19 protein-coding genes are annotated in these 20212 nt (G+C 35.0%); 12 read left to right on the top strand and 7 right to left on the bottom strand.

The features are described 5' to 3' along the window. Positions 1-21: 21 nt before the first annotated feature. Entirely contained in the window at positions 22-687 is a 666-nt protein-coding gene (locus tag RNZ47_RS11910; RefSeq protein WP_311940271.1) for a 3'-5' exonuclease, read from the bottom strand. Next, the gene (locus RNZ47_RS11905) at positions 684-2603 is read right to left on the bottom strand and encodes a DUF294 nucleotidyltransferase-like domain-containing protein (RefSeq protein WP_311940269.1); all 1920 of its coding nucleotides are present in this window, start codon (positions 2601-2603) and stop codon (positions 684-686) included. Before RNZ47_RS11905 ends, RNZ47_RS11910 begins: the two co-directional genes overlap by 4 nt. A gap of 504 nt (positions 2604-3107) precedes the next feature. On the opposite strand from RNZ47_RS11905, the gene RNZ47_RS11900 reads away from it, so the two are divergent. Both RNZ47_RS11900 and RNZ47_RS11895 read left to right on the top strand, forming a co-directional pair. Further along, entirely contained in the window at positions 3108-4868 is a 1761-nt protein-coding gene (locus RNZ47_RS11900) for an ABC transporter ATP-binding protein (protein ID WP_311940267.1), read from the top strand. A gap of 10 nt (positions 4869-4878) precedes the next feature. Next, a complete protein-coding gene (locus RNZ47_RS11895) occupies positions 4879-5397 on the top strand; it encodes a DinB family protein (RefSeq protein WP_311940264.1) in 519 nt (172 codons plus the stop codon). Between the two features lie 8 nt (positions 5398-5405). On the opposite strand, the gene RNZ47_RS11890 is transcribed toward RNZ47_RS11895, so the two are convergent. Further along, a complete protein-coding gene (locus tag RNZ47_RS11890; protein WP_311940262.1) occupies positions 5406-6611 on the bottom strand; it encodes a multidrug effflux MFS transporter in 1206 nt (401 codons plus the stop codon). A 97-nt stretch (positions 6612-6708) separates the two neighbouring features. On the opposite strand from RNZ47_RS11890, the gene RNZ47_RS11885 reads away from it, so the two are divergent. From RNZ47_RS11885 to RNZ47_RS11870, 4 genes are all read left to right on the top strand, one after another. Beyond that, on the top strand, positions 6709-7317 hold the full coding sequence (locus RNZ47_RS11885) for a DEAD/DEAH box helicase (RefSeq protein WP_311940259.1): 609 nt from the start codon (positions 6709-6711) through the stop codon (positions 7315-7317). Positions 7318-7340: 23 nt separating this feature from the next. Next, positions 7341-7799, top strand: coding sequence for a hypothetical protein (locus RNZ47_RS11880; protein ID WP_311940257.1), 459 nt, complete (start codon positions 7341-7343; stop codon positions 7797-7799). A 106-nt stretch (positions 7800-7905) separates the two neighbouring features. After that, positions 7906-8574, top strand: a complete 669-nt coding sequence (locus RNZ47_RS11875) for a hypothetical protein (protein WP_311940255.1) — start codon at positions 7906-7908, stop codon at positions 8572-8574. 162 nt (positions 8575-8736) lie between these two features. Beyond that, entirely contained in the window at positions 8737-9786 is a 1050-nt protein-coding gene (locus RNZ47_RS11870; protein ID WP_311940252.1) for a nuclease-related domain-containing protein, read from the top strand. 280 nt (positions 9787-10066) lie between these two features. On the opposite strand, the gene recQ is transcribed toward RNZ47_RS11870, so the two are convergent. Further along, the gene (gene recQ / locus RNZ47_RS11865; protein WP_311940250.1) at positions 10067-12271 is read right to left on the bottom strand and encodes a DNA helicase RecQ; all 2205 of its coding nucleotides are present in this window, start codon (positions 12269-12271) and stop codon (positions 10067-10069) included. Between the two features lie 254 nt (positions 12272-12525). On the opposite strand from recQ, the gene RNZ47_RS11860 reads away from it, so the two are divergent. The 4 genes from RNZ47_RS11860 (at position 12526) to lptB (ending at position 15456) form a co-directional block, all read left to right on the top strand. Beyond that, entirely contained in the window at positions 12526-13443 is a 918-nt protein-coding gene (locus RNZ47_RS11860) for a KpsF/GutQ family sugar-phosphate isomerase (protein ID WP_376717825.1), read from the top strand. Then, positions 13443-14267: a twin-arginine translocase subunit TatC gene (gene tatC / locus RNZ47_RS11855; protein WP_311940246.1), complete on the top strand. Its 825-nt coding sequence runs from the start codon at positions 13443-13445 to the stop codon at positions 14265-14267. The genes RNZ47_RS11860 and tatC overlap by 1 nt, the downstream gene beginning before the upstream one ends. After that, the gene (locus RNZ47_RS11850) at positions 14260-14610 is read left to right on the top strand and encodes a carboxymuconolactone decarboxylase family protein (RefSeq protein WP_311940244.1); all 351 of its coding nucleotides are present in this window, start codon (positions 14260-14262) and stop codon (positions 14608-14610) included. Before tatC ends, RNZ47_RS11850 begins: the two co-directional genes overlap by 8 nt. Positions 14611-14715: 105 nt before the next feature. Then, positions 14716-15456 (top strand): LPS export ABC transporter ATP-binding protein, encoded by a 741-nt coding sequence (gene lptB, locus RNZ47_RS11845; RefSeq protein WP_311940242.1) that lies wholly within the window; start codon positions 14716-14718, stop codon positions 15454-15456. A 275-nt stretch (positions 15457-15731) separates the two neighbouring features. Here lptB and RNZ47_RS11840 read toward each other — a convergent pair whose 3' ends face one another. Genes RNZ47_RS11840 through RNZ47_RS11830 form a run of 3 tightly spaced genes read right to left on the bottom strand, consistent with a single transcriptional unit; the run spans position 15732 to position 17738 of the window. Then, positions 15732-16043 (bottom strand): GIY-YIG nuclease family protein, encoded by a 312-nt coding sequence (locus RNZ47_RS11840; protein ID WP_311940240.1) that lies wholly within the window; start codon positions 16041-16043, stop codon positions 15732-15734. A gap of 58 nt (positions 16044-16101) precedes the next feature. After that, positions 16102-16983 (bottom strand): DUF808 domain-containing protein, encoded by an 882-nt coding sequence (locus RNZ47_RS11835; RefSeq protein ID WP_311940238.1) that lies wholly within the window; start codon positions 16981-16983, stop codon positions 16102-16104. 5 nt (positions 16984-16988) lie between these two features. Next, positions 16989-17738, bottom strand: coding sequence for a CDP-alcohol phosphatidyltransferase family protein (locus tag RNZ47_RS11830; protein ID WP_311940236.1), 750 nt, complete (start codon positions 17736-17738; stop codon positions 16989-16991). Positions 17739-17866: 128 nt separating this feature from the next. Here RNZ47_RS11830 and RNZ47_RS11825 point away from each other — a divergent pair, with 128 nt between their 5' ends. Beyond that, positions 17867-18937, top strand: a complete 1071-nt coding sequence (locus RNZ47_RS11825) for a putative type IX sorting system protein PorV2 (protein WP_376717822.1) — start codon at positions 17867-17869, stop codon at positions 18935-18937. A 58-nt stretch (positions 18938-18995) separates the two neighbouring features. Continuing rightward, a complete protein-coding gene (locus RNZ47_RS11820; RefSeq protein ID WP_311940234.1) occupies positions 18996-20168 on the top strand; it encodes a lipoprotein N-acyltransferase Lnb domain-containing protein in 1173 nt (390 codons plus the stop codon). Positions 20169-20212 lie beyond the last annotated feature (44 nt).

Here is a 20212-nt window from a genome sequence, read left to right as displayed (position 1 = left end):
CCCTAGTCCAATAATTATGCATCATTTATTTAAAAGATAATCCCAATTTAAGTGCTTGCGCCTATTTAATCGCGTTAATATCTTTAAAAACACAATGGCCGTAATAAGGGCGTCGCCACTCGCTGTGTGTCTATCTACTTTTGGCACATTAAGTTCGGCACATAAATCGTCTAATGTGTAATGGTCTTTTAGGTTTTCCCGATATATAATATGCTTAGATTTACTAAACAAATAACCCGTATCTATAAATTCATTTTTTAATTTTCCTAAGCCATGTCTCAATAGCATTTCGTTCACCATGTCTTTATCGAAATTGGCGTGGTGCGCTACCAATACAGCATCTTTTATATACGCTAAAAAAGATATAACAGCCTCCAATTCAGAGACTTTTTTTAAAGACCCTGTTTTTAATATGCCATGTATCTCGACGGTTTTGTTACTAAAAACATCTTGTTTCAAATACACCTCGTAACTTTTGTTTACTTCAATCGATTTATCTAAAATAGAAACAGCCCCAATAGATAATACCCTATCCTTTTTTTTGTCAAATCCAGTGGTCTCCGTATCAAAGGCCACAAATCTGGTAGTTGCTATAGTTTCCTTTTTAGTATTGCTGAAAGTCTCTAAATAGCGCAACCAAAAATCGGGATAGTTTCTTTTTTTTCGTTTAAACCAATTTAATATCATATTGGTAAAGTTTTTAAATCAAACCTTAGAATTAGCGTTTTTTGGATTTCATCAATAGGCTTAAAGCAGCGTTTCAGCTTTAATTTTTCTTCTTTGGACAGTGTTTCCAAATCAATAAATTTTCCAGAGTTATTGTGTTGCAAACCTTGTTTTGTTTTAAACTTTGTAAGTGCTTTAAAGGCGTAAGAGCAAGATTCGTATAACTCCTTATTAGCGGGTTCAATTTCGGCTAGTTTTTCATAACGTTCAAAAGTATTGTTTATGCCTTTTATATGTTTGGTTAACACCAGTAACCGCGCTGCATCAACTAAAGGCATAAGCCCTCTGTTTTTTATGTTGAACATATCTTTTTGTTCTCCATTTTTTTCTACTAAAAACTGTTTAAAAAACCCTAAGGGCGAAGGGCTTTTTACGGCATCTTGCGCCAATAGTTTATAAAACAAATTGCTTTCTTCCAATGCTTCATAAATGGTATCCGTTATCTCATCGGTTAGGTTTTGACTTCCGTAAACCATACTATAATCAAAAAAAATAGAAGATAACAGCACAGCCTCCTCACCGGGTGTTAATATCCATTCCTTAAATTGGCTTTTCCATTCAGAAATAGATTTGCACCAGGCACTATTGCTCGCCATCATGTCGGCTTCGCAATATTCGAATCCTATTTTATTTAATGATTTTGTAACATATTTTGAAAGCTCTAAAAAATAAGCTTGGGTTTCCTCGTATTTTGCTTCGGGCACATCTTCAAACACCAGGGCATTGTCTTGATCGGTGTACAGCAATTGTTCTTTCCTGCCTTGGCTCCCAATGGCCAGCCACGAAAACTTTACGGGCGGAGGTGTTGGCATTTTCGGCAGCGCAATTTCTATCGCCTTTACCGTAAGGGCATCGTTAATTTTAGAAATTACCTTTGTAATATGTGTAATGGGAATGTTTTGTTCTAAATAGTTTTTGAGTAACGTGTCGGCTTTTAATCGCGCATTACGTAATTTTTTTGTGCGTTTTGCCCGTATTATTTCCTTTAAAATAGCTGTTGGATTGTTGCCCAATGCTACCAAAATATGGTGATTTGTTAATACGCCTACCAGTTTAGAATTTACCGTACCGTCTTTGGTAATACACAAGTGGGCAATATTATGTTTTATCATTTGCAATTGGCCATCTGCAACGGTTAGGTTCCTTTTATTTGTTATAACGGGCGAGCTCATAATATTGGTTACCACCGTATCAATAGGAAATATACCCGTCGCGATTTTATTTTTTATATCGCTATTTGTAATAATACCTACTGGTTTTTTAGTGTCGTCGATAACAACTATATACCCAATTTTGTTTTTGCTCATTTTTAAGGCGGCCTCTTTTAATGATGAATTAACACCACATGTAACGGGTTTTTTGGTATAATTGGCCGTTTGAAAATTAGCAATATCTCGCGAATTACTGGGTAGGTAATCTACAAAAATCTCATGGGTTTCTTTGGTGGTATAAGCGTCGTAAGCATTGGTTGCGAAGGCTGTAATAAGATATTTATATACCTTGGAATTGTTTTCGGCCGCCAATCTAAAACTATCAATAGGAATGCCATAAACTATAGACTCTTCGTGGGCAGACGCAGTAAGTTTATAATTTTCTTGTGCGATTAAAGGTCTTACGCCAAATATATCACCGGCATCGCTAATGGAAACAACTTCTTGCGTGTTATTGTTGGAATATGTTAAGCTGATGCCACCATTTCTAACCATATAAAAGTGATTGTTAAAACTGGTGCCTTGTTTAAACAAAACATCGCCTTTTTCCAGATAAATAATAACCACTTCCTCTGCTATATTAAGAAGTTTTTTAGCGTCCAATAAGTCAAAGGGCGGATGGTTCTTCAAAAAATCACTGACCCGTTCTGCTATAGAATTTTTCATTAAAATGCTGTGTTTTGTATATTAAATATGTTTAAAATTCAGCAGTAGTTTGCCTTCAATTGAAGCTTTCAAATGGTTCATCTTAAAATTTTTAACTGCACCATTTGAAAGTGATTTGCCTAATTTATTTTCTATCATTAACACTAAAATTATACTCGTAAATATAAGAAATCAACAAGCAACATTGTTATTATTCAACTTTAACTTAATATTTGTAATAAGGTAAATAATTAAACCTAAATTTAACTACCTTGTTCAATTAACACTTAAAGTGAATAAAAATATGGCAAAATCTCAAGACGCAAAGAAAAACGTAAAAAAAGAACCCCTTTTAACACCAAAAGAGAAAAAGGCTGCCAAACTAGCAAAAAAGGCGAAACGCATGTAGTAAAATTGTTTATAATTCTTATTATAAATTAAAAAACCACTCCTTTTGAGTGGTTTTTTAATTTTACATTTACACCAATTACCTATCGGAAAAAAGATCTTTTAATACGAAACTGAATGAAACACAATATAAAATCCCCTAAAACACAATCGAAAATAACCATGGCACAAGCTTTTAAAACCATTATTTGGCCACGGCGAAATCTTGTTTTTATTGGTTTAATTTTAATAGTTATAAAAAGTTTGGCAGGTTTGGTTTTGCCTTGGCAGAGTAAGGTTTTGCTAGACGATGTTGTTCCAAACAAAGATTATACGCAACTGTATTATTTAATTGCCATCGTTATAGGCGCCATAACAATTCAAGCGGTAACATCATTTTTATTAACGCGCATATTAAGTGTACAGGCACAATATTTAATAAGCGAATTGCGGGCTCAAGTGCAGAAAAAAGTTCTGACTTTACCAATTAGTTTTTTCGACAATACAAAATCGGGCGCTTTGGTTTCCAGAATTATGAGTGACGTTGAAGGTGTAAGAAACCTTATTGGCACTGGCTTGGTACAGTTGGTTGGCGGTTCTTTTACAGCCATTGTGTCGCTCATCATTTTAATAAAACTAAACCCTTGGATGACACTTTTTGTATTTGTTCCGCTTTCCATATTCGGCTACATCGCACTAAGGGCTTTCAAATATATTCGTCCTATTTTTAGAATTCGAGGAAAGATTAACGCCGAAGTAACTGGCAGGCTAACGGAAACTTTAGCGGGAGTTAGGGTTATAAAAGCTTTTAATGCTGAAAATCAAGAGAATTTGGTGTTCGAAAAAGGTGTTGAAAAATTATATAAAAATGTAAAAAAGAGCTTGACGGCTACTGCATTTATGACAAGCGCATCTACCTTTTTAATTGGTGTTGCTACCACTGGTATTATGGGAATTGGAGGTTATTATATGATTCAAAGTGAAATGACAACCGGCGATTTTTTATTCTTCACCTTAATACTCGGTTTTATGATTGCACCCATTGTACAAATGAGCAATATTGGCAGCCAATTAACGGAAGCATTGGCGGGTTTAGACAGAACCGAAGAATTGATGAATATGACCTCGGAGAAAGATAACCAAGATCGAGACATTACACTAGAAACACTCCATGGAAATATTGACTTTGAAGATGTCTCTTTTTCTTATGAAGCAGGTAAAGACGTGCTCCATAATATCAACTTTAAAGCACCCGCAGGCTCTGTAACGGCTTTGGTGGGCAGCTCGGGTTCTGGTAAATCAACCATTGCAGGATTATCGGCTACGTTTTTAACACCAAAACTCGGCAAAGTTACTATTGATAATCAAGATTTATCAAAAGTTAAACTGAGTAGTTATCGTAAATATTTGGGCGTGGTTTTACAAGACGAATTTTTATTTGAAGGCACCATAAAAGAAAACATAATGTTTCCAAGGCCAAATGCTACCGAAGCAGAATTACAAAACGCCGTAAAAGCCGCTTATGTAAATGAATTTACCGATAGGTTTGATGATGGTTTAGAAACTTTAATTGGCGAACGAGGTGTAAAACTATCCGGAGGGCAACGTCAGCGTTTGGCTATAGCAAGGGCTATTTTGGCAAATCCAAAAATTATTATTTTAGATGAAGCAACCTCAAGTTTAGATACCGAAAGTGAAGCGCTTATTCAAAAAAGTTTAAGCGAATTGATTAAAGACCGAACCACTATCGTAATTGCGCACCGCCTAAGTACCATAAGAAAGGCCGACCAAATTTTAGTTATTGAAGCTGGCCATATTGTAGAAAGAGGCAAGCATGACGAGTTAATTGAAAAACGTGGCAGGTATTACGATTTATACACCTATCAAGCCAAAATTTAAACCCGTAATTATGACAGTAAAAGATTTAAATCCCACCGAATACAATTCATATTATGGTCCTTATATTAAAAAGCTTCCGGAAAACTTGGCTTTAATTGATGGTTTTACTGAAGGTTTAGATAATGTATTGCAATTTTTTCATTCCATTCCATCAGAAAAATTAGAATACAGATACGCAGAAGGCAAATGGAGTGTAAAAGAAGTTTTTCAGCATATTATTGATACCGAACGTGTTTTTATGTATCGCTGCTTTCGTATCGCAAGACATGATAAAACACCATTGCCTGGTTTCAATCAAGACGATTATATTATGCCTTCTCAAGCCCATAAAAAATCTATGGCAACGTTACTTTTGGAATATTCGTCAGTTAGGAAAAACTCCATCACCTTATTAAATAGTTTGAGCGACGAAGATTTAAAATTTGTTGGTACAGCTTCTGAAAACACCCTATCTGCCCGAGCTGCCGCTTTCATTATTCTTGGTCACGAAATCTGGCATATCGATGTTATAAAAACACACTATTTATAAATTATAACTTATGCATTTATAAATGTAACTTTTCTCTTCACGATTATAAAAACCAATAGAGAAAGGACTCCAAATATAGAAAACCCAATAAATAACGGCAATACCGAAGTGGTTACAAAACCCCCAATATAGTTAGCGATGGGCACTGCCATAACCGTTGAAACAAACCCATTTAAAGCAGCGCCAATCCCGGCAATATGCCCTAAAGGTTGCATGGCTAAGGCCCGTAAATTCCCGAATAAAAAACCAACAGCAAAAAACTGTAATGCAAAAAAGCTCAACAAAACGGTAATGCTCGGGTTTTCTCCCGATGAAAACAAAACCACATATAAAACCGAAATTAAAGCGTAAGCTATACAAGACACAAAGGCAATTTTCAACATGCCATATTTAACCACAAACCGGCTATTTAAAAAGGTTGCCAAACCTACGGAAATCGCTAAACTCGCAAAAATATACGGGAACATTTCTGCCAAATTATATTGCTCTTGAAAAATTTGTTGCGAGGTGCTTAAATACACCAAAAAAGACCCCGTAATAAAACCGGAAACCATAGTAAAAGCCACCGCTTCTTTATACTTAAAAAACTCTTTTACACCATCAATAAACAGGCGACTGTTAAACTTAATACGCTTGCTTTTGGGCAGTGTTTCGGGTTGCCGTAACCAAAACCAAAGCATTATTAAAACGCCAAATATCAAGTTAAAATGAAATATCGATTTCCAGTTGAAAAGATAGAGCAAAAGCTGGCCTAAAGTTGGGGCAACCACCGGTACCAAAATAAAAAACATAACCACAATCGATAGTATTTTTGCCATATAATTACCGCTAAAAGAATCCCTAATCATAGACATACTCAGGCTTCTGGGAGACGATAGTCCAAAACCCTGTAGTATCCGCCCTAAAATCATCACCTCAAAACTTTTAGTCGTTACGCAGATAATACTCGCCACAATAAAAACGAGAAATCCAATATAAACTATGGGTTTTCTTCCAAAACTATCTGAAAGCGGTCCAAAAAGGAGTTGCCCAAAACCCAAACCCAAAAATATCATGGTGATAAGCAGTTGTTTGTCGGCCGGATTTGTAACCCCTAAATCATACCCTATTTCGGGTAAAGCCGGCAATAAAGCATCTATGGATAAAGCCACAATAGACATTAATGATGCCATTAAAGCGACAAACTCAAACTTATAAGTGTTGTTGTTTTGCATGGGGCAAAAGTAAACTAATTATTTTCTAAAAATCAATTAAGCGTTAATACTCGTAGGTATTTAAAAACCTACCTTTACAGCTTAAAGAAAATCTTATATGTCTTTTAAAAAATTAATTGAACCGTTAACAGATGCCATTAATCACAAAGGATTTAAAGAACCTTTACCGCTTCAAAAACAAATTTTACCCAACATAAAAGGAGGTGCAAGTTTGTTTGTTATCGCCCCAGAAGGAAGTGGCAAAACCACAAGCATCGTTATTAGCGTTATCCAGAAATTAAAACATGCCGTTGAAGATGCACCAAGAGCCTTAATTTTTGTAAAAGACAAACAAGCCGCTTTAAATTTAGAGTTAGAGTTTAATGCCTTTAAACGCGGCACCGATTTAAGGGTGTACTGCGCTTACGACGAACACAGTATCGATATACAGCGCGACGAGATTTACGAAGGCACCGACATCGTGATTGCCACACCAAAACGCTTGAACAGATTGTTTTACCTAAACGGCATAAATTTGAATAAGCTACAAATTTGCATTGTTGAAGACGCCGATTTTTTATTTAGAAACAATAATTTCGCAGAAGCCACCCGTACGCCAGAAAGTATCGGCAAATGCCAATATCTGGTTTTTGCTGATAAATTCGATGCCCGTTTTAAGCGTTGGCAAAACGGTTTTATGTACCATGCGCAAGTTGTTAAACAATAGATTTTTTTTTTGAAACTTAGATTATGAAATTAAACTTGGATAAAATTTTGGCCGCTTTTGGAAATAGGCGTGCCATGGAACGCACTCATGTTGATAACCACACCGAAGACATCATCAATTCCATTACAGATGACGCATTTGCCATATCTGAAAAAAACGTGCTATATGCCAGCACTAAAGAACTTGGTGGCTACCATTACGTCATTACCATAATTGTGGGTGCTTTTAAAATTAAAACCATGAAAGGTGCTAAACTTAACATTGAAGGCACCGATTTTAAATTGGATTTAAAATCGGATATGGATGAGTTTCAATCGGATCATTCAAATGTGTCGAACCGATTTATAACCAGAATCGATTTTCAAATTGAAAAAGAAGACGTTGAAAAATTTGATAAAGCACGTATCAATGCCTTAAGGTTAACTGCAAAAAAGCATGAGATTATATTTAACACACCATTGAATGCTATAAAGAAAGATTAGATTAAATAGTGATACCTTTTTTAGTGTAATTCTGTAAGAAAAATTAATTATATTTACGTGATAACAACGACAAATAACGTATCATATCTTGACTTATTTAGGGGATATGAGTAATAAAAGTTATTATATAATGAGTTGTAGCCAATTAAAACGAACCTCATCGATAAAAAAGAAAACTCTGATTTGGATTATTGTAATTTGGATTTTAATTACGCTGATTAACTTCTATTACACGAATTTTTTCATACTTGCTTTCATTTGGCTCGGAATGAGTTTGATTTTTGGAATTGTAGCATTATTTCAAATTGTGAAACTGATTAGTGAACGTAAAAACTTGACCAAGTTTCGAGTTTTAAAAGTTATCGTTTTTATTCTACTATTCATTCTGACTTTCCACCGAAAAATCCCAAACGGAATAATTGAAAAAACGGACTGGACAATTTTGAAAAATAAAAGAACTGAAATTGTACAACAAATTAAGCGAAACGAGATAAAAGGAAAAGGTATAAGCGGAAACGGAATTTTTGAATTGCCTTTTGAGTTTCCAATTGTTTCAAATGGAGGAAACGATGTTTGGGTATATAAAAACAAGGAAAATAATTCGGTTACAGTTCAATTTTGGGTTTTTAGAAATTTTTTCGATTCACCTTCTACTCTTTTTGTTTATTCAGATGATAAAGGAAGAATTGCTGACCTCGAACAAAAATTAAAAGAGAATCCGAAAAACAATTGGAAACTTGACAAAAACTGGTATCGGATTTATGGTGGATTTTGATTAAGTAACTGGCTACAACACCGTGTAAAAATAATTGCTTGGTTCTAGCCTACTCGGAAAATCCTCGCGGATTTTCTATTCGGTTTTTATTTGCTAAATTGGGTGCTTAAATCCGCCACTAATCATAAACAAAACCGTTGGCTGTAATTTGAGAAGTCATAAATGGCACGAATATTTGGAACAATAGAATCGTTAAAATCCTTAAAATTTGAATTAGAGGATAAAGGAATTTCCAGATTTAGTTCTGTAAAACAAATTAATGATTTTTTATCAAATTACAACTCTGAAAAACTAACAATTCTTAATGACACTTCCGATGAATTAGATAAAGAATTTTTTGAAACGTGTACCAACCTCGAACAAAGAATTCAGAAAAAAGCTGAAATAATCAATTTAGAGACGGAAAAAATTAACAATATAATTTCTGATTTAAAGACAAAAATTGATTTTATATATAATAATAAAGGCGAAAACTTTTTAAGAAAAATGCTCTCAAGTATCAATCTTTATTTTCTAAAAAATCAGTACAATAATTTTGTAAAAACTAAAACTAAACAGATAAACTCTTCTGCAAAAGAGATAATTAAAAATATTGAAATTGATGAACATTTCATAAAAAAATATGAAACTGAAAAACAAAACTTAATTGAAAAAAGAGCAAAACCTAAAATTGAAAAATTAGAATATACTCGTAATGTTTTAGAAAATTCAAGAAATCTAATTTCAGGAGCAATAGGTGAAAACTTAGTTGTTAAAGAAATAAAAAGACTTTCAGATGATTATATTCTGATTAATGATTTTAATTTAAATTTTTCTCATCCCATTTTTTACAAAAAACACAATCAGAGAATCTATTCTATACAAGTTGATCATCTTTTGATTTCAAGAGCAGGAATTTTTATAATAGAAACGAAAAACTGGAGTAAATCATCTGTCGATTCTATTAGTTTAAGGTCACCGATTGAACAAATTGAAAGGTCCAATTTTGCGCTTTATGTATATCTTTCAGAGAATATAACATTAAATGAACATCATTGGGGAGAGCAACAAATTCCTATACGAAATCTCATTGTAATGATTAATAATAAACCAAAATCTAAATTTAAGTACGTAAAAATAAAACTATTACGAGAAATGAATGATTATATAAAATACTTTGAACCTGTATTAACAGAAAATCAACTAAACAGAATAGTAAATAGATTAACATAAATAAAAACCACAGCCAACACGCGGAATCAACAACTAAAAAAAATAAATCTATTTATCGATTATAAAAATACCTTAGCAGATAATTGCGTTAGGGATTGCAGCGGCATCCTTTTTTAAGAAAAGAGAAATTACGGCTTTGTTTTGAACTAAAATTCAACAGATAGCCACACTTCGACTGCGCTCAGTGCAGGCTATCTTCGTCCTCGCTATGACGTTAAAAAAAGATATAGCGTAAAGCCCGACCCTTGTGGTAACGCCCAAAGACTTATTAATTTGAAATCTAATTAGCTACTTCGCTAATGAATTTTATACGGTATAAACGCAATTCCTCATCGTCATAATCGCCATCAAATTCCTCAATGGCATCATCGATACTATCAGAATCAGATTCCATAAAATACTCGTGGATTTCCTCTTGTTGGTCTTCGTCCAGAATCTCATCAATCCAATAATTTATATTCAGCTTGGTGCCAGAATATACTATGGCTTCCATTTCTTTTATAAAATCTTCCATAGACATTTTTTTAGACGACGCAATATCATCCAAAGGTAATTTTCGGTCTACATTTTGAATGATATACAGCTTATTTGCAGAGTTGCTGCCCGTAGATTTTACCACCAAATCGTCTGGACGCGTAATGTCGTTTTCCTCGACATATTTTGAAATAAGGTCGATAAAATCTTTACCGTATTTTTTTGCTTTGCCGTCGCCAACACCATGCACGTTACTAAGCTCGGACATGGTAATGGGATATTTTAAAGCCATGTCTTCCAACGACGGATCTTGAAAAATAACAAACGGCGGAACACCCAGTTTTTTTGCATTTTTTTTACGCAAATCCTTAAGCATGCCCATTAACACATCATCAGCTACGGCGCCACCTCCTTTTTCGGCGGTAATGATGCTGCCGTCTTCTTGTTCACCTTCAAAAATATGGTCTTCGGTCATCATAAACGACACTGGCTTTTTAATAAATGCCTTACCGGAATCCGTTAACTTTATAACGCCATAAGTTTCAATATCCTTTTTAAGATACCCCGAAACCAATACTTGCCGCAATAAGGCCATCCAATGTTTGTTGTCTTGCGCTTTACCTTTACCAAAAAAGTCTTGTTCGTTGGTTTTATGCGAGTTTATCAAAGCGTTTTCTTTCCCGATGAGCACATTTACCAAATCCTTGGATTTGTATTTTTCGTTGGTTTTATCAATGGTTTCCAATAGTAGCTTAACATCGTTTTTAGCTTCTTTTTGCTTTTTGGGGTAACGTACGTTATCGTCCATATCGCCACCTTCTCCTGTTTCATTGTCAAACTCCTCGCCAAAATAATGTAAAATGAATTTTCTACGCGATATGGATGTTTCCGCGAAAGCGACAACTTCTTGCAACAATGCGTGCCCAATTTCTTGTTCGGCAACGGGTTTGCCAGACATAAATTTCTCTAGCTTTTCTATGTCTTTATAAGCGTAAAACGCCAAACAATGGCCTTCGCCCCCATCGCGACCGGCTCGACCGGTTTCTTGATAATAACTTTCTATGCTCTTAGGAATATCGTGATGGATTACAAAGCGCACATCGGGCTTATCGATACCCATCCCAAAGGCAATTGTGGCCACAACAACATCTACATCTTCCATTAAAAATTTATCTTGATGGCTCGATCTGGTTTTGGCATCTAAACCGGCATGGTATGGCACTGCTTTAATACCGTTTACCTGTAATACCTGTGCCAGTTCTTCAACACGCTTTCGGCTTAAACAGTAAACAATACCGGATTTTCCTTCGTTTTGTTTAATAAATCGAATAATATCGGCATCGACGTTTTTTGTTTTTGGGCGTACCTCGTAATATAAATTTGGTCTGTTAAATGACGCTTTAAACGTTGTAGCGCCGGCAATACCTAAGTTTTTTATAATATCTTCCTGTACCTTTGGCGTTGCTGTAGCGGTTAAACCAATTATGGGGATATCGTCACCAATACGTTCCTTTATATTGCGGAGATTTCTATATTCCGGCCTAAAATCGTGTCCCCATTCACTTATACAATGGGCCTCGTCAATAGCCATAAAAGACACTTTTACAGAGCGTAAAAACTCTACGTTTTCCTCTTTGGTTAACGATTCTGGTGCCACGTAAAGCAGTTTGGTAATGCCGTTAACAATATCTTCTTTAACGCGCTTTACCTCGGTTTTATTTAATGAAGAATTTAATACATGCGCCACACCTTCTTCATTTGAAAGACCTCTAATGGCATCTACCTGATTTTTCATCAGGGCTATTAACGGAGACACCACAATGGCTGTGCCTTCTTGCATTAATGCTGGAAGTTGGTAACAAAGCGACTTTCCGCCCCCTGTTGGCATAATTACAAACGTATGGTTTCCTGATAAAATACTTTTAATTACATCTTCCTGCAATCCCTTGAATTTGTTAAATCCAAAATACTTTTTTAATGCAGAATGAATGTCACTTTTTGCTGTTAACATTGATAAAATAAAAAATTAATTTACGCGATAAAAAATACACCATTTCTAAGTATGATATTCATTAATTTAGCAGTGTATTTAGAGAACCCTCATGTTTTTTTCGTTAGTTTTGTAACGCAATTCGAATTTACAATAAAAATTCAATATGGATTAACATTTAAAGATAACAAAATCTTTAAAGCTTCAACCAAAAAATATAATAAATTTTGAAAGACGAAATTTCTATTATTGGTACTGCCAAACACACTATTGAAATGGAAAGTAAGGCCATTTCTAACTTAGTTTCTCTTATTACCGATGATTTTGCCCATGCGGTAAAACTAATTTACAACTCCAAAGGACGCGTAATTATTACAGGAATTGGCAAAAGTGCCATTATAGCCAATAAAATTGTAGCCACCTTAAACTCCACCGGAACGCCTGCCATTTTTATGCATGCCGCCGATGCCATTCATGGCGATTTAGGGTTAATCCTTAAAGACGATGTGGTCATTTGCATTTCGAAAAGCGGAAACACACCCGAAATTAAAGTTTTGGTGCCTTTAATAAAAAGTGCCAAAAACAAAATGATTGCCATTACCGGTAACATAGATTCGTTTTTAGGGCAACAGGCAGACTTTGTTTTAAACGCTTATGTCGAACAGGAAGCCTGCCCAAATAATTTGGCACCAACAACAAGCACAACGGCACAATTGGTAATTGGCGATGCGCTTGCCGTTTGTTTATTGGAGTTACGAGGTTTTTCGAGCAACGATTTTGCCAAATACCACCCCGGTGGTGCTTTAGGAAAGAAATTGTATTTACGGGTTCATGATATCTCCTCCGTAAACGAAAAGCCACAAGTACAGTTAGATACGAGCATTAAAAATATTATAATTGAAATTACAGAAAAAATGTTGGGCGTTGCCGCTGTGGTTGAAAACGGAAAAATTATTGGTATCATTACCGATGGCGATTTACGTAGAATGTTAACCAAAGTGGAGGATTTTTCTGGTTTAACCGCCAAAGATATTATGAGCTCAAACCCCAAACACATCAATGTAGATGCCATGGCTGTTGATGCTTTAGAAGTTATGGAAACCAACGGTATTTCTCAGTTACTTGTTGAAGACAATGGCAATTATGCAGGTGTGGTACATTTACACGATTTAATTAAAGAAGGCATTATATAATGGCGAAAAAGAATATTAATGAGATGTCTTTTTTAGACCATCTTGAAGATTTACGCTGGCATTTAATACGCATTTGTATAGCGGTAATTTTAGTGGCAACCTTGGCTTTTATTTTTAGCCGATTTATTTTTGATGAGATCATTTTTGCACCCTTGGAAATGAGTTTTCCAACCTATAATTTTTTATGTAATGCTGCAAATTTTATAGGTCTGGACACTACGTTTTGTGCCGATGAAATGCCCATGATACTGCAAAACCGTACCATGGCCGGTCAGTTTTCGGCAGATATTTGGACCGCTATTTTAGCAGGTTTCATTATATCATTCCCCTATGTTGTTTACCAATTATGGAAATTTATCAGTCCGGGGCTGCATTCAAACGAGCGCAGGCATTCGCGTGGTTTTATCATCATTTCATCGCTCTTGTTTTTTATTGGCGTATTGTTTGGATATTACATTGTAACGCCTTTATCACTTAATTTTTTAGCCAATTACAGCATTTCTGATGCGGTAGACAATCAAATCGATATTGGTTCGTATATTGCTCTGGTGCGGTCTTCTGCGTTGGCTTCAGGATTGATTTTCGAACTGCCCATCATCATCTATTTTTTAACCAAAATAGGATTGGTTACACCCGAAATATTAAGAAAATATCGAAAATACGCCCTCGTAGTTGTACTTATACTTTCAGCCATTATAACGCCTCCAGATATCGCGAGTCAAGTTATAGTAGCCATCCCAATTATAGTTTTATATCAAATAAGTATTTATATTTCTAAAATCGTTATTAGAAATCAAAAAAGAAAAGAAAAAAAGCATGTCTGATATCGTTACCGAATTTAATGAATATCGCCAGAGAATGAACGATAAAATTCTCGCCGATAACAACAAAGTTATTAAGCGCATCTTTAATTTAGATACCAACGCTTTCGCGGAAGGCGCTTTAGATGTTAAAACAAAAGAGCTTTTAGGCTTAGTGGCATCCATGGTTTTACGTTGCGACGATTGCGTAAAATACCATCTTGAAACCTGTTATAAAGAAGGCATACCAAAAGCACAGGTTATTGAAACTTTAAGTATCGCGAATTTAATTGGCGGCACCATTGTTATTCCGCATTTGCGTCGTGCTTACGAATTTTGGGATGCTTTAGAAGCCAAAGACAAATAGATTATTGGTTGCTGCGCAGATGGGCACAGCAATAAGATAAAAATGAACCTTGCGTTATAATAGCCTATATGATTTTACTATTTTTAGCGTTTAGTATTTAAAGATATGATTTTAAGAGCCGAAAATTTAATGAAGTCCTACAGCGGACGAAAAGTTGTAAAAGATGTTTCACTTGAGGTAAACCAAGGTGAAATTGTTGGACTTCTGGGACCAAATGGTGCCGGTAAAACCACCTCGTTTTACATGATTGTGGGTTTGATAAAACCCAATGGCGGACATATTTTTTTAGATGATACCGAAATTACCAAATATCCCATGTACAAACGAGCGCAAAACGGTATTGGGTATTTGGCGCAAGAAGCCTCGGTGTTTAGAAAACTAAGTATTGAAGATAATATTTTAAGCGTGTTGCAACTTACAAAACTGAGTAAAAAACAGCAACACGATAAAATGGAATCGTTAATTGAAGAGTTTGGTTTGGGCCATATTCGAAAAAGCCGCGGCGATTTATTGTCGGGTGGCGAGCGGAGACGTACCGAAATTGCCCGTGCTTTGGCAACCGACCCTAGTTTTATTTTATTGGACGAGCCTTTTGCAGGAGTAGATCCCGTGGCGGTTGAAGATATTCAGCGGATTGTAGCCCAACTTACCAAAAAAAATATCGGTATTTTAATTACCGACCACAACGTACAAGAAACCCTGGCCATTACCGATAGAACCTATTTAATGTTTGAAGGCGGTATTTTAAAAGCCGGAAAACCTGAAGAATTAGCTGAAGACGAGATGGTGCGCAAAGTATATTTAGGCCAAAACTTCGAGTTGCGTAAAAAGAAAATCCGTGAGTAGACACTAAGTGTCATTTAGTAATTTTTATTGGTTAGTTTGTATGTCGTTACTAAGTTGTTTGTCATTCCTGCGCAGGCAGGAATCCACTAAAAGAGCAATAATTATTCTACTTTGAAAAAAATATTTATGGCTTTTGTGAATCTAAATTATTTAGATTGATGAGACTTCAAAGTGACTTTGGTGTCTCTTAATTCTTTTACTTTTTTTGTTTGTCATTCCTGCGCAGGCAGGAATCCACTTAAAGGTTAAGGTTATTCCAATTTTATACAAATTCCCTAATCAACTAAATAAGTCCAATCTTTGGATAAATCTTTCCAATTAGGGTTATCTTTTTCAATCAAATCAATTTTCCATTGTCGTTTCCACTTTTTCATGTTTTTTTCTCTTTTAATAGCATCATTTACAAATTGATAGGTTTCAAAATACAAGAGTTTACATAAACCGTATTTTTTAGTAACCCCTTCGACTAATTTGTTTTTATGCTCAAACATTCTGCGCTCCAAATCGTTTGTAACACCAATGTATAACGTGCCATAAGTTTTATTGGTTAAAATGTATAAATAATATTGATGAATGGTTTTATGCATTGAAAATTTCAAGTTAAACAAGTGGATTCCTGCCTGCGCAGGAATGACAGAGCCTGTATTATTCTTTGTCAACCTTTCTTTTAAAAATACGCTTAAAAGCCTTAACCACGAAAACCGCTATTAAACCAACCAACAACCCAACAATAAAGTCCCTTAAAATAGACGGCAAAATCTCTAAAAAGTGATGAAGAAATTCAATATTATGGACAAAAATGCCGCCTGAAACCAACAGTAAAGCTATCGTACCAATTACCGCTAAACTTTTAATAACAACAGGCAATGCATTTATTAAAAAGTTACCGATAAACTTTGAAACACTTTTTTCTTTGCTGCTCATTTTTACAAGCTTATAACCAAAATCGTCCATTCTCACAATAAGGGCTACAATACCATAAACGCCAACGGTAGCAATAATTGCAACAATGGAAACCACTATAATTTGAAACAAAATAGGTCTTCCTAAAACCGTCCCCAAAGCAATAATTACAATTTCTACCGACAAAATAAAATCGGTAAGTATAGCCGATTTAATCTTGGTTTTTTCATTTTTTAAAATAGCTTCTTTTGAAAGATTTTCAGGTTTAGTTTCAACTTTAGCGTGTTCGTGGGGCACAAAAAATCCGTATATTTTTTCTGCGCCTTCAAAAGCTAAATACACACCGCCCAAAATCAAAGCCAATGTAACCGCCCATGGCGCAAATGCACTAAGCAAAAAGGCAATGGGTAAAATGATTAATTTATTTAAAAAAGAACCTTTGGTAATGGCCCATAAAACGGGCAGCTCTCTTGAGGAAACAAACCCAGTGGCTTTTTCGGCATTCACCGCTAAGTCATCGCCCAAAATACCTGCTGTTTTTTTTGTACTTATTTTACTCATTACCACAACATCGTCCATTAAAGCCGCTATGTCGTCGAATATTGCAAAAAACCCTGATGCCATATATGCTATTTTGATGTTAGGTTGTCTAAAACAGACATGGAAATATAAAGTATTATAATAATTGGGATGGCCGCAAACTGAATTATAATTAGCAGCACCACACAGAGCAGTATAAAAATGTAGCGTGTGGCATTGTTTTTAAAATTCCAATCTTTAAATTTTAAGGCGAAGAGTTTAGTGTTTGCATTTAATATCCAACAACTAAAAACGGTTAATCCCATTAAAAACCACTGATTTAAAATTATAGAGTTTATTAAATCGCTATTCTGATATTCCATAATTAGCGGCAACGACAATATAAGTAAAGCATTTGCCGGTGTTGGTAATCCTTTAAAATAGCTTTGTTGTTCGGTATCAATATTGAATTTTGCCAATCGATAGGCCGATGCCAATGTAATTGCCAATCCTAAAAACGGCAAAAAACTTCCACTCGTTATTTCTAAAAGCGAATTGTAACTGTCGTGGTCGTAAAAATCATCTGTCCAAACACGTTGCGTTAACCCTATAAGTTTAAACATAACAATTCCGGGTACCAATCCGCTGGTAACCATATCCGCCAAAGAGTCCAATTGCACGCCCAATTCGCTTTGTACGTTTAATTTTCGTGCTGCAAAACCATCAAAAAAATCAAAGAAAATTCCGAGAAAAACAAACAAAGCCGCTGCAACAAAACTATCGTTAACGACAAAAATTACGGCAATACATCCTGAAAATAGGTTTAAAAGAGTGAGTGCATTCGGAATATATCGCTTCATAAATTTAATTTTTAGAGATGTAAAAATAACAAACTATTGCTGTGAAAAACAACTATCAAACAATATCTATTATTATTTCAAGTTTATTAGGTGATAAATTATATGCATCTTTGTAAAAAAAATAGCGATTGAAGGCTTACATAACCACATTATTTTGCTTTTTAACACTAACCCTATGCGCTCAAACCGTTAGAAAATACTCCAACGAGTTTATGAATATTGGCGTTGATGCCGCAGCTTTGGGCATGAGTAGCGCGGTTACGGCGCATACCAACGATGTGAATTCCGGCTATTGGAATCCTGCGGGGTTATTAAATCTTGAAGACAATCAGCTCGCTTTGATGCACTCCAGTTACTTTGCCAATATTGCCAATTACGATTATGCGGCCTTTGCGATGCCTATTGATAACAGAAGTGCTGTGGGCATTTCGCTAATTCGTTTTGCGGTTGATGACATTTTAAATACCACACAGTTAATTGATGCACAGGGCAATATTAATTACGACAGAATTAGTTTGTTTTCGACTGCCGATTACGGGTTAACCTTTTCGTATGCTAGAAAACTTCCGGTTCAAGGTTTAAATTATGGGGTAAATGCGAAAATTATAAGACGCGTTATTGGCGATTTTGCGGCGTCTTGGGGTTTTGGTTTTGATGTTGGCATTCAGTTTGAAACCAAAAACAATTGGAAATTTGGTGTTATGGCGCGCGATATCACCACCACGTTTAATGCTTGGGCCATTGACGAGGACGAGTTTGCCAAAATACAAAATGCGGTTGCAGGCCAAAATCAAGAATTACCAGAAACTACCGAAATCACCATACCGAAACTACAAATAGGAGTTTCAAAATTAGTCGATTTTAATGTGGACTACACCTTGTTAACAGCGGTTAATTTAAATGTTCGGTTCGAGGAAAACAACGATGTTATTTCATCATCATTCGCCAGTATAAATCCAGCTATAGGCTTTGAGTTTGGCTATGTCGATATGGTTTATTTACGTGCTGGTGTTGGTAATTTTCAAAACGAAATGCAAATAGATAACACCGAGCAATTGAGCTTTCAACCCAGTTTTGGTGTGGGTTTTAAATATAACGGCGTTCAAATAGATTATGCGTTTACCGATATTGGCGACCAGAGTGTAGCCTTATACTCGAATGTGTTTTCATTAAAACTCGACTTAAGTATTTTTAGATAAGCTCATTAAAAAGTATTTGTTAAATAAAATCATGCTAAAGCCAAAAAAACAATTTTAAATGAAAAAAACACTACTTCTTTTATGTTTTCTTTTATGTATTAAAACTTCATTTGGGCAACAAATTGAATTGTCAAACGAAGCCAAAATTAGTGTATTAACTATTGGACCCGGGAATTCTTTAAATGACGCTTTTGGACATAACGCTTTTAGAATAAAAGATGAGTCCCTAAATCTTGATAAAACGTATGATTATGGTCTTTTTAATTTTTCGACACCTTATTTTTATTTAAAATTTGCAACTGGCAAATTAAATTATTCGCTTGGAAAAAGTGATTATTATGATCTTTTAAGTTATTACATTAGACAAGATAGAACGGTTAAAGAACAAGTTTTAAATCTTTCGCAACTGGAGAAACAAAGGCTTTATAATTTTTTGGTCAATAACTACAAGCCAGAAAACAGGGAGTATTTATATGAGTTCTTTTTTGATAATTGTGCGACTAAAATTAAGGATGTTACCAAAATTGCTTTAAATGACAACATTACTTTTAACGAACCCAAAGGCTTTAAACATGAAACTTTTAGAACTTTAATTCATAATAACCTCAACAAAAATTCTTGGGGAAGTTTGGGGATTGATGTGGCTTTAGGTTCGGTAATCGACAGAAAAGCAACACCCGAACAGCACATGTTTTTACCTGAGTTTATTTATAAATTCTTTGAAAATGCAACTATTAAAACCAATAACGAGCCGTTGGTAAAGGAAAGCAAAATACTTTTTCAACAAAAAAACAGAGTTAAACCAACGTCGTTTTTTACCAGTCCGTTATTCGTTTTTGGGTTTGTAGGATTACTCATATTATATATCACTTACAACGACCGAAAAAATGAAAAACGCAGCACATGGCTGGACGTTGTCTTGTTCAGCATTACAGGCATTGTTGGTGTATTTATTTTATTGCTTTGGTTTGCAACCGACCACACCGGAACACACCAAAACTACAATTTACTTTGGGCTTTTGCACTTAATTTATTAGTGATACCGCAACTCTTAAAAAAGAAACCTAGCAATTGGTTTGTTAAATATTTAAAGCTATTGGTCATTTTACTTTGTTTAATGACCCTGCATTGGCTAATTGGCGTACAAGTGTTTGCCATTGGATTAATTCCGCTTTTAATCGCCCTTTTTATTAGATATGTGTATTTGATAAAATATTTTAATGTTAAATGATTGAAAACTGCGACTGAAAACCGAGACTAAATTATTTCGCAGAG

The organism is Hwangdonia seohaensis (assembly GCF_031932625.1).
Taxonomy (GTDB): Bacteria; Bacteroidota; Bacteroidia; order Flavobacteriales; family Flavobacteriaceae; genus Hwangdonia; species Hwangdonia seohaensis.
Note: the sequence above shows the minus strand (reverse complement) of the source record. Positions and strands in the feature narration are given on the sequence as shown.

Bases quoted from the DNA above. Each gene is read 5' to 3' on its own strand.
- RNZ47_RS11910 (WP_311940271.1), bottom strand. From the start codon at position 687: ATGATATTAAATTGGTTTAAACGAAAAAAAAGAAACTATCCCGATTTT.
- RNZ47_RS11905 (WP_311940269.1), bottom strand. From the start codon at position 2,603: ATGAAAAATTCTATAGCAGAACGGGTCAGTGATTTTTTGAAGAACCAT.
- RNZ47_RS11900 (WP_311940267.1), top strand. From the start codon at position 3,108: ATGAAACACAATATAAAATCCCCTAAAACACAATCGAAAATAACCATG.
- RNZ47_RS11895 (WP_311940264.1), top strand. From the start codon at position 4,879: ATGACAGTAAAAGATTTAAATCCCACCGAATACAATTCATATTATGGT.
- RNZ47_RS11890 (WP_311940262.1), bottom strand. From the start codon at position 6,611: ATGCAAAACAACAACACTTATAAGTTTGAGTTTGTCGCTTTAATGGCA.
- RNZ47_RS11885 (WP_311940259.1), top strand. From the start codon at position 6,709: ATGTCTTTTAAAAAATTAATTGAACCGTTAACAGATGCCATTAATCAC.
- RNZ47_RS11880 (WP_311940257.1), top strand. From the start codon at position 7,341: ATGAAATTAAACTTGGATAAAATTTTGGCCGCTTTTGGAAATAGGCGT.
- RNZ47_RS11875 (WP_311940255.1), top strand. From the start codon at position 7,906: ATGAGTAATAAAAGTTATTATATAATGAGTTGTAGCCAATTAAAACGA.
- RNZ47_RS11870 (WP_311940252.1), top strand. From the start codon at position 8,737: ATGGCACGAATATTTGGAACAATAGAATCGTTAAAATCCTTAAAATTT.
- recQ (WP_311940250.1), bottom strand. From the start codon at position 12,271: ATGTTAACAGCAAAAAGTGACATTCATTCTGCATTAAAAAAGTATTTT.
- RNZ47_RS11860 (WP_376717825.1), top strand. From the start codon at position 12,526: ATGGAAAGTAAGGCCATTTCTAACTTAGTTTCTCTTATTACCGATGAT.
- tatC (WP_311940246.1), top strand. From the start codon at position 13,443: ATGGCGAAAAAGAATATTAATGAGATGTCTTTTTTAGACCATCTTGAA.
- RNZ47_RS11850 (WP_311940244.1), top strand. From the start codon at position 14,260: ATGTCTGATATCGTTACCGAATTTAATGAATATCGCCAGAGAATGAAC.
- lptB (WP_311940242.1), top strand. From the start codon at position 14,716: ATGATTTTAAGAGCCGAAAATTTAATGAAGTCCTACAGCGGACGAAAA.
- RNZ47_RS11840 (WP_311940240.1), bottom strand. From the start codon at position 16,043: ATGCATAAAACCATTCATCAATATTATTTATACATTTTAACCAATAAA.
- RNZ47_RS11835 (WP_311940238.1), bottom strand. From the start codon at position 16,983: ATGGCATCAGGGTTTTTTGCAATATTCGACGACATAGCGGCTTTAATG.
- RNZ47_RS11830 (WP_311940236.1), bottom strand. From the start codon at position 17,738: ATGAAGCGATATATTCCGAATGCACTCACTCTTTTAAACCTATTTTCA.
- RNZ47_RS11820 (WP_311940234.1), top strand. From the start codon at position 18,996: ATGAAAAAAACACTACTTCTTTTATGTTTTCTTTTATGTATTAAAACT.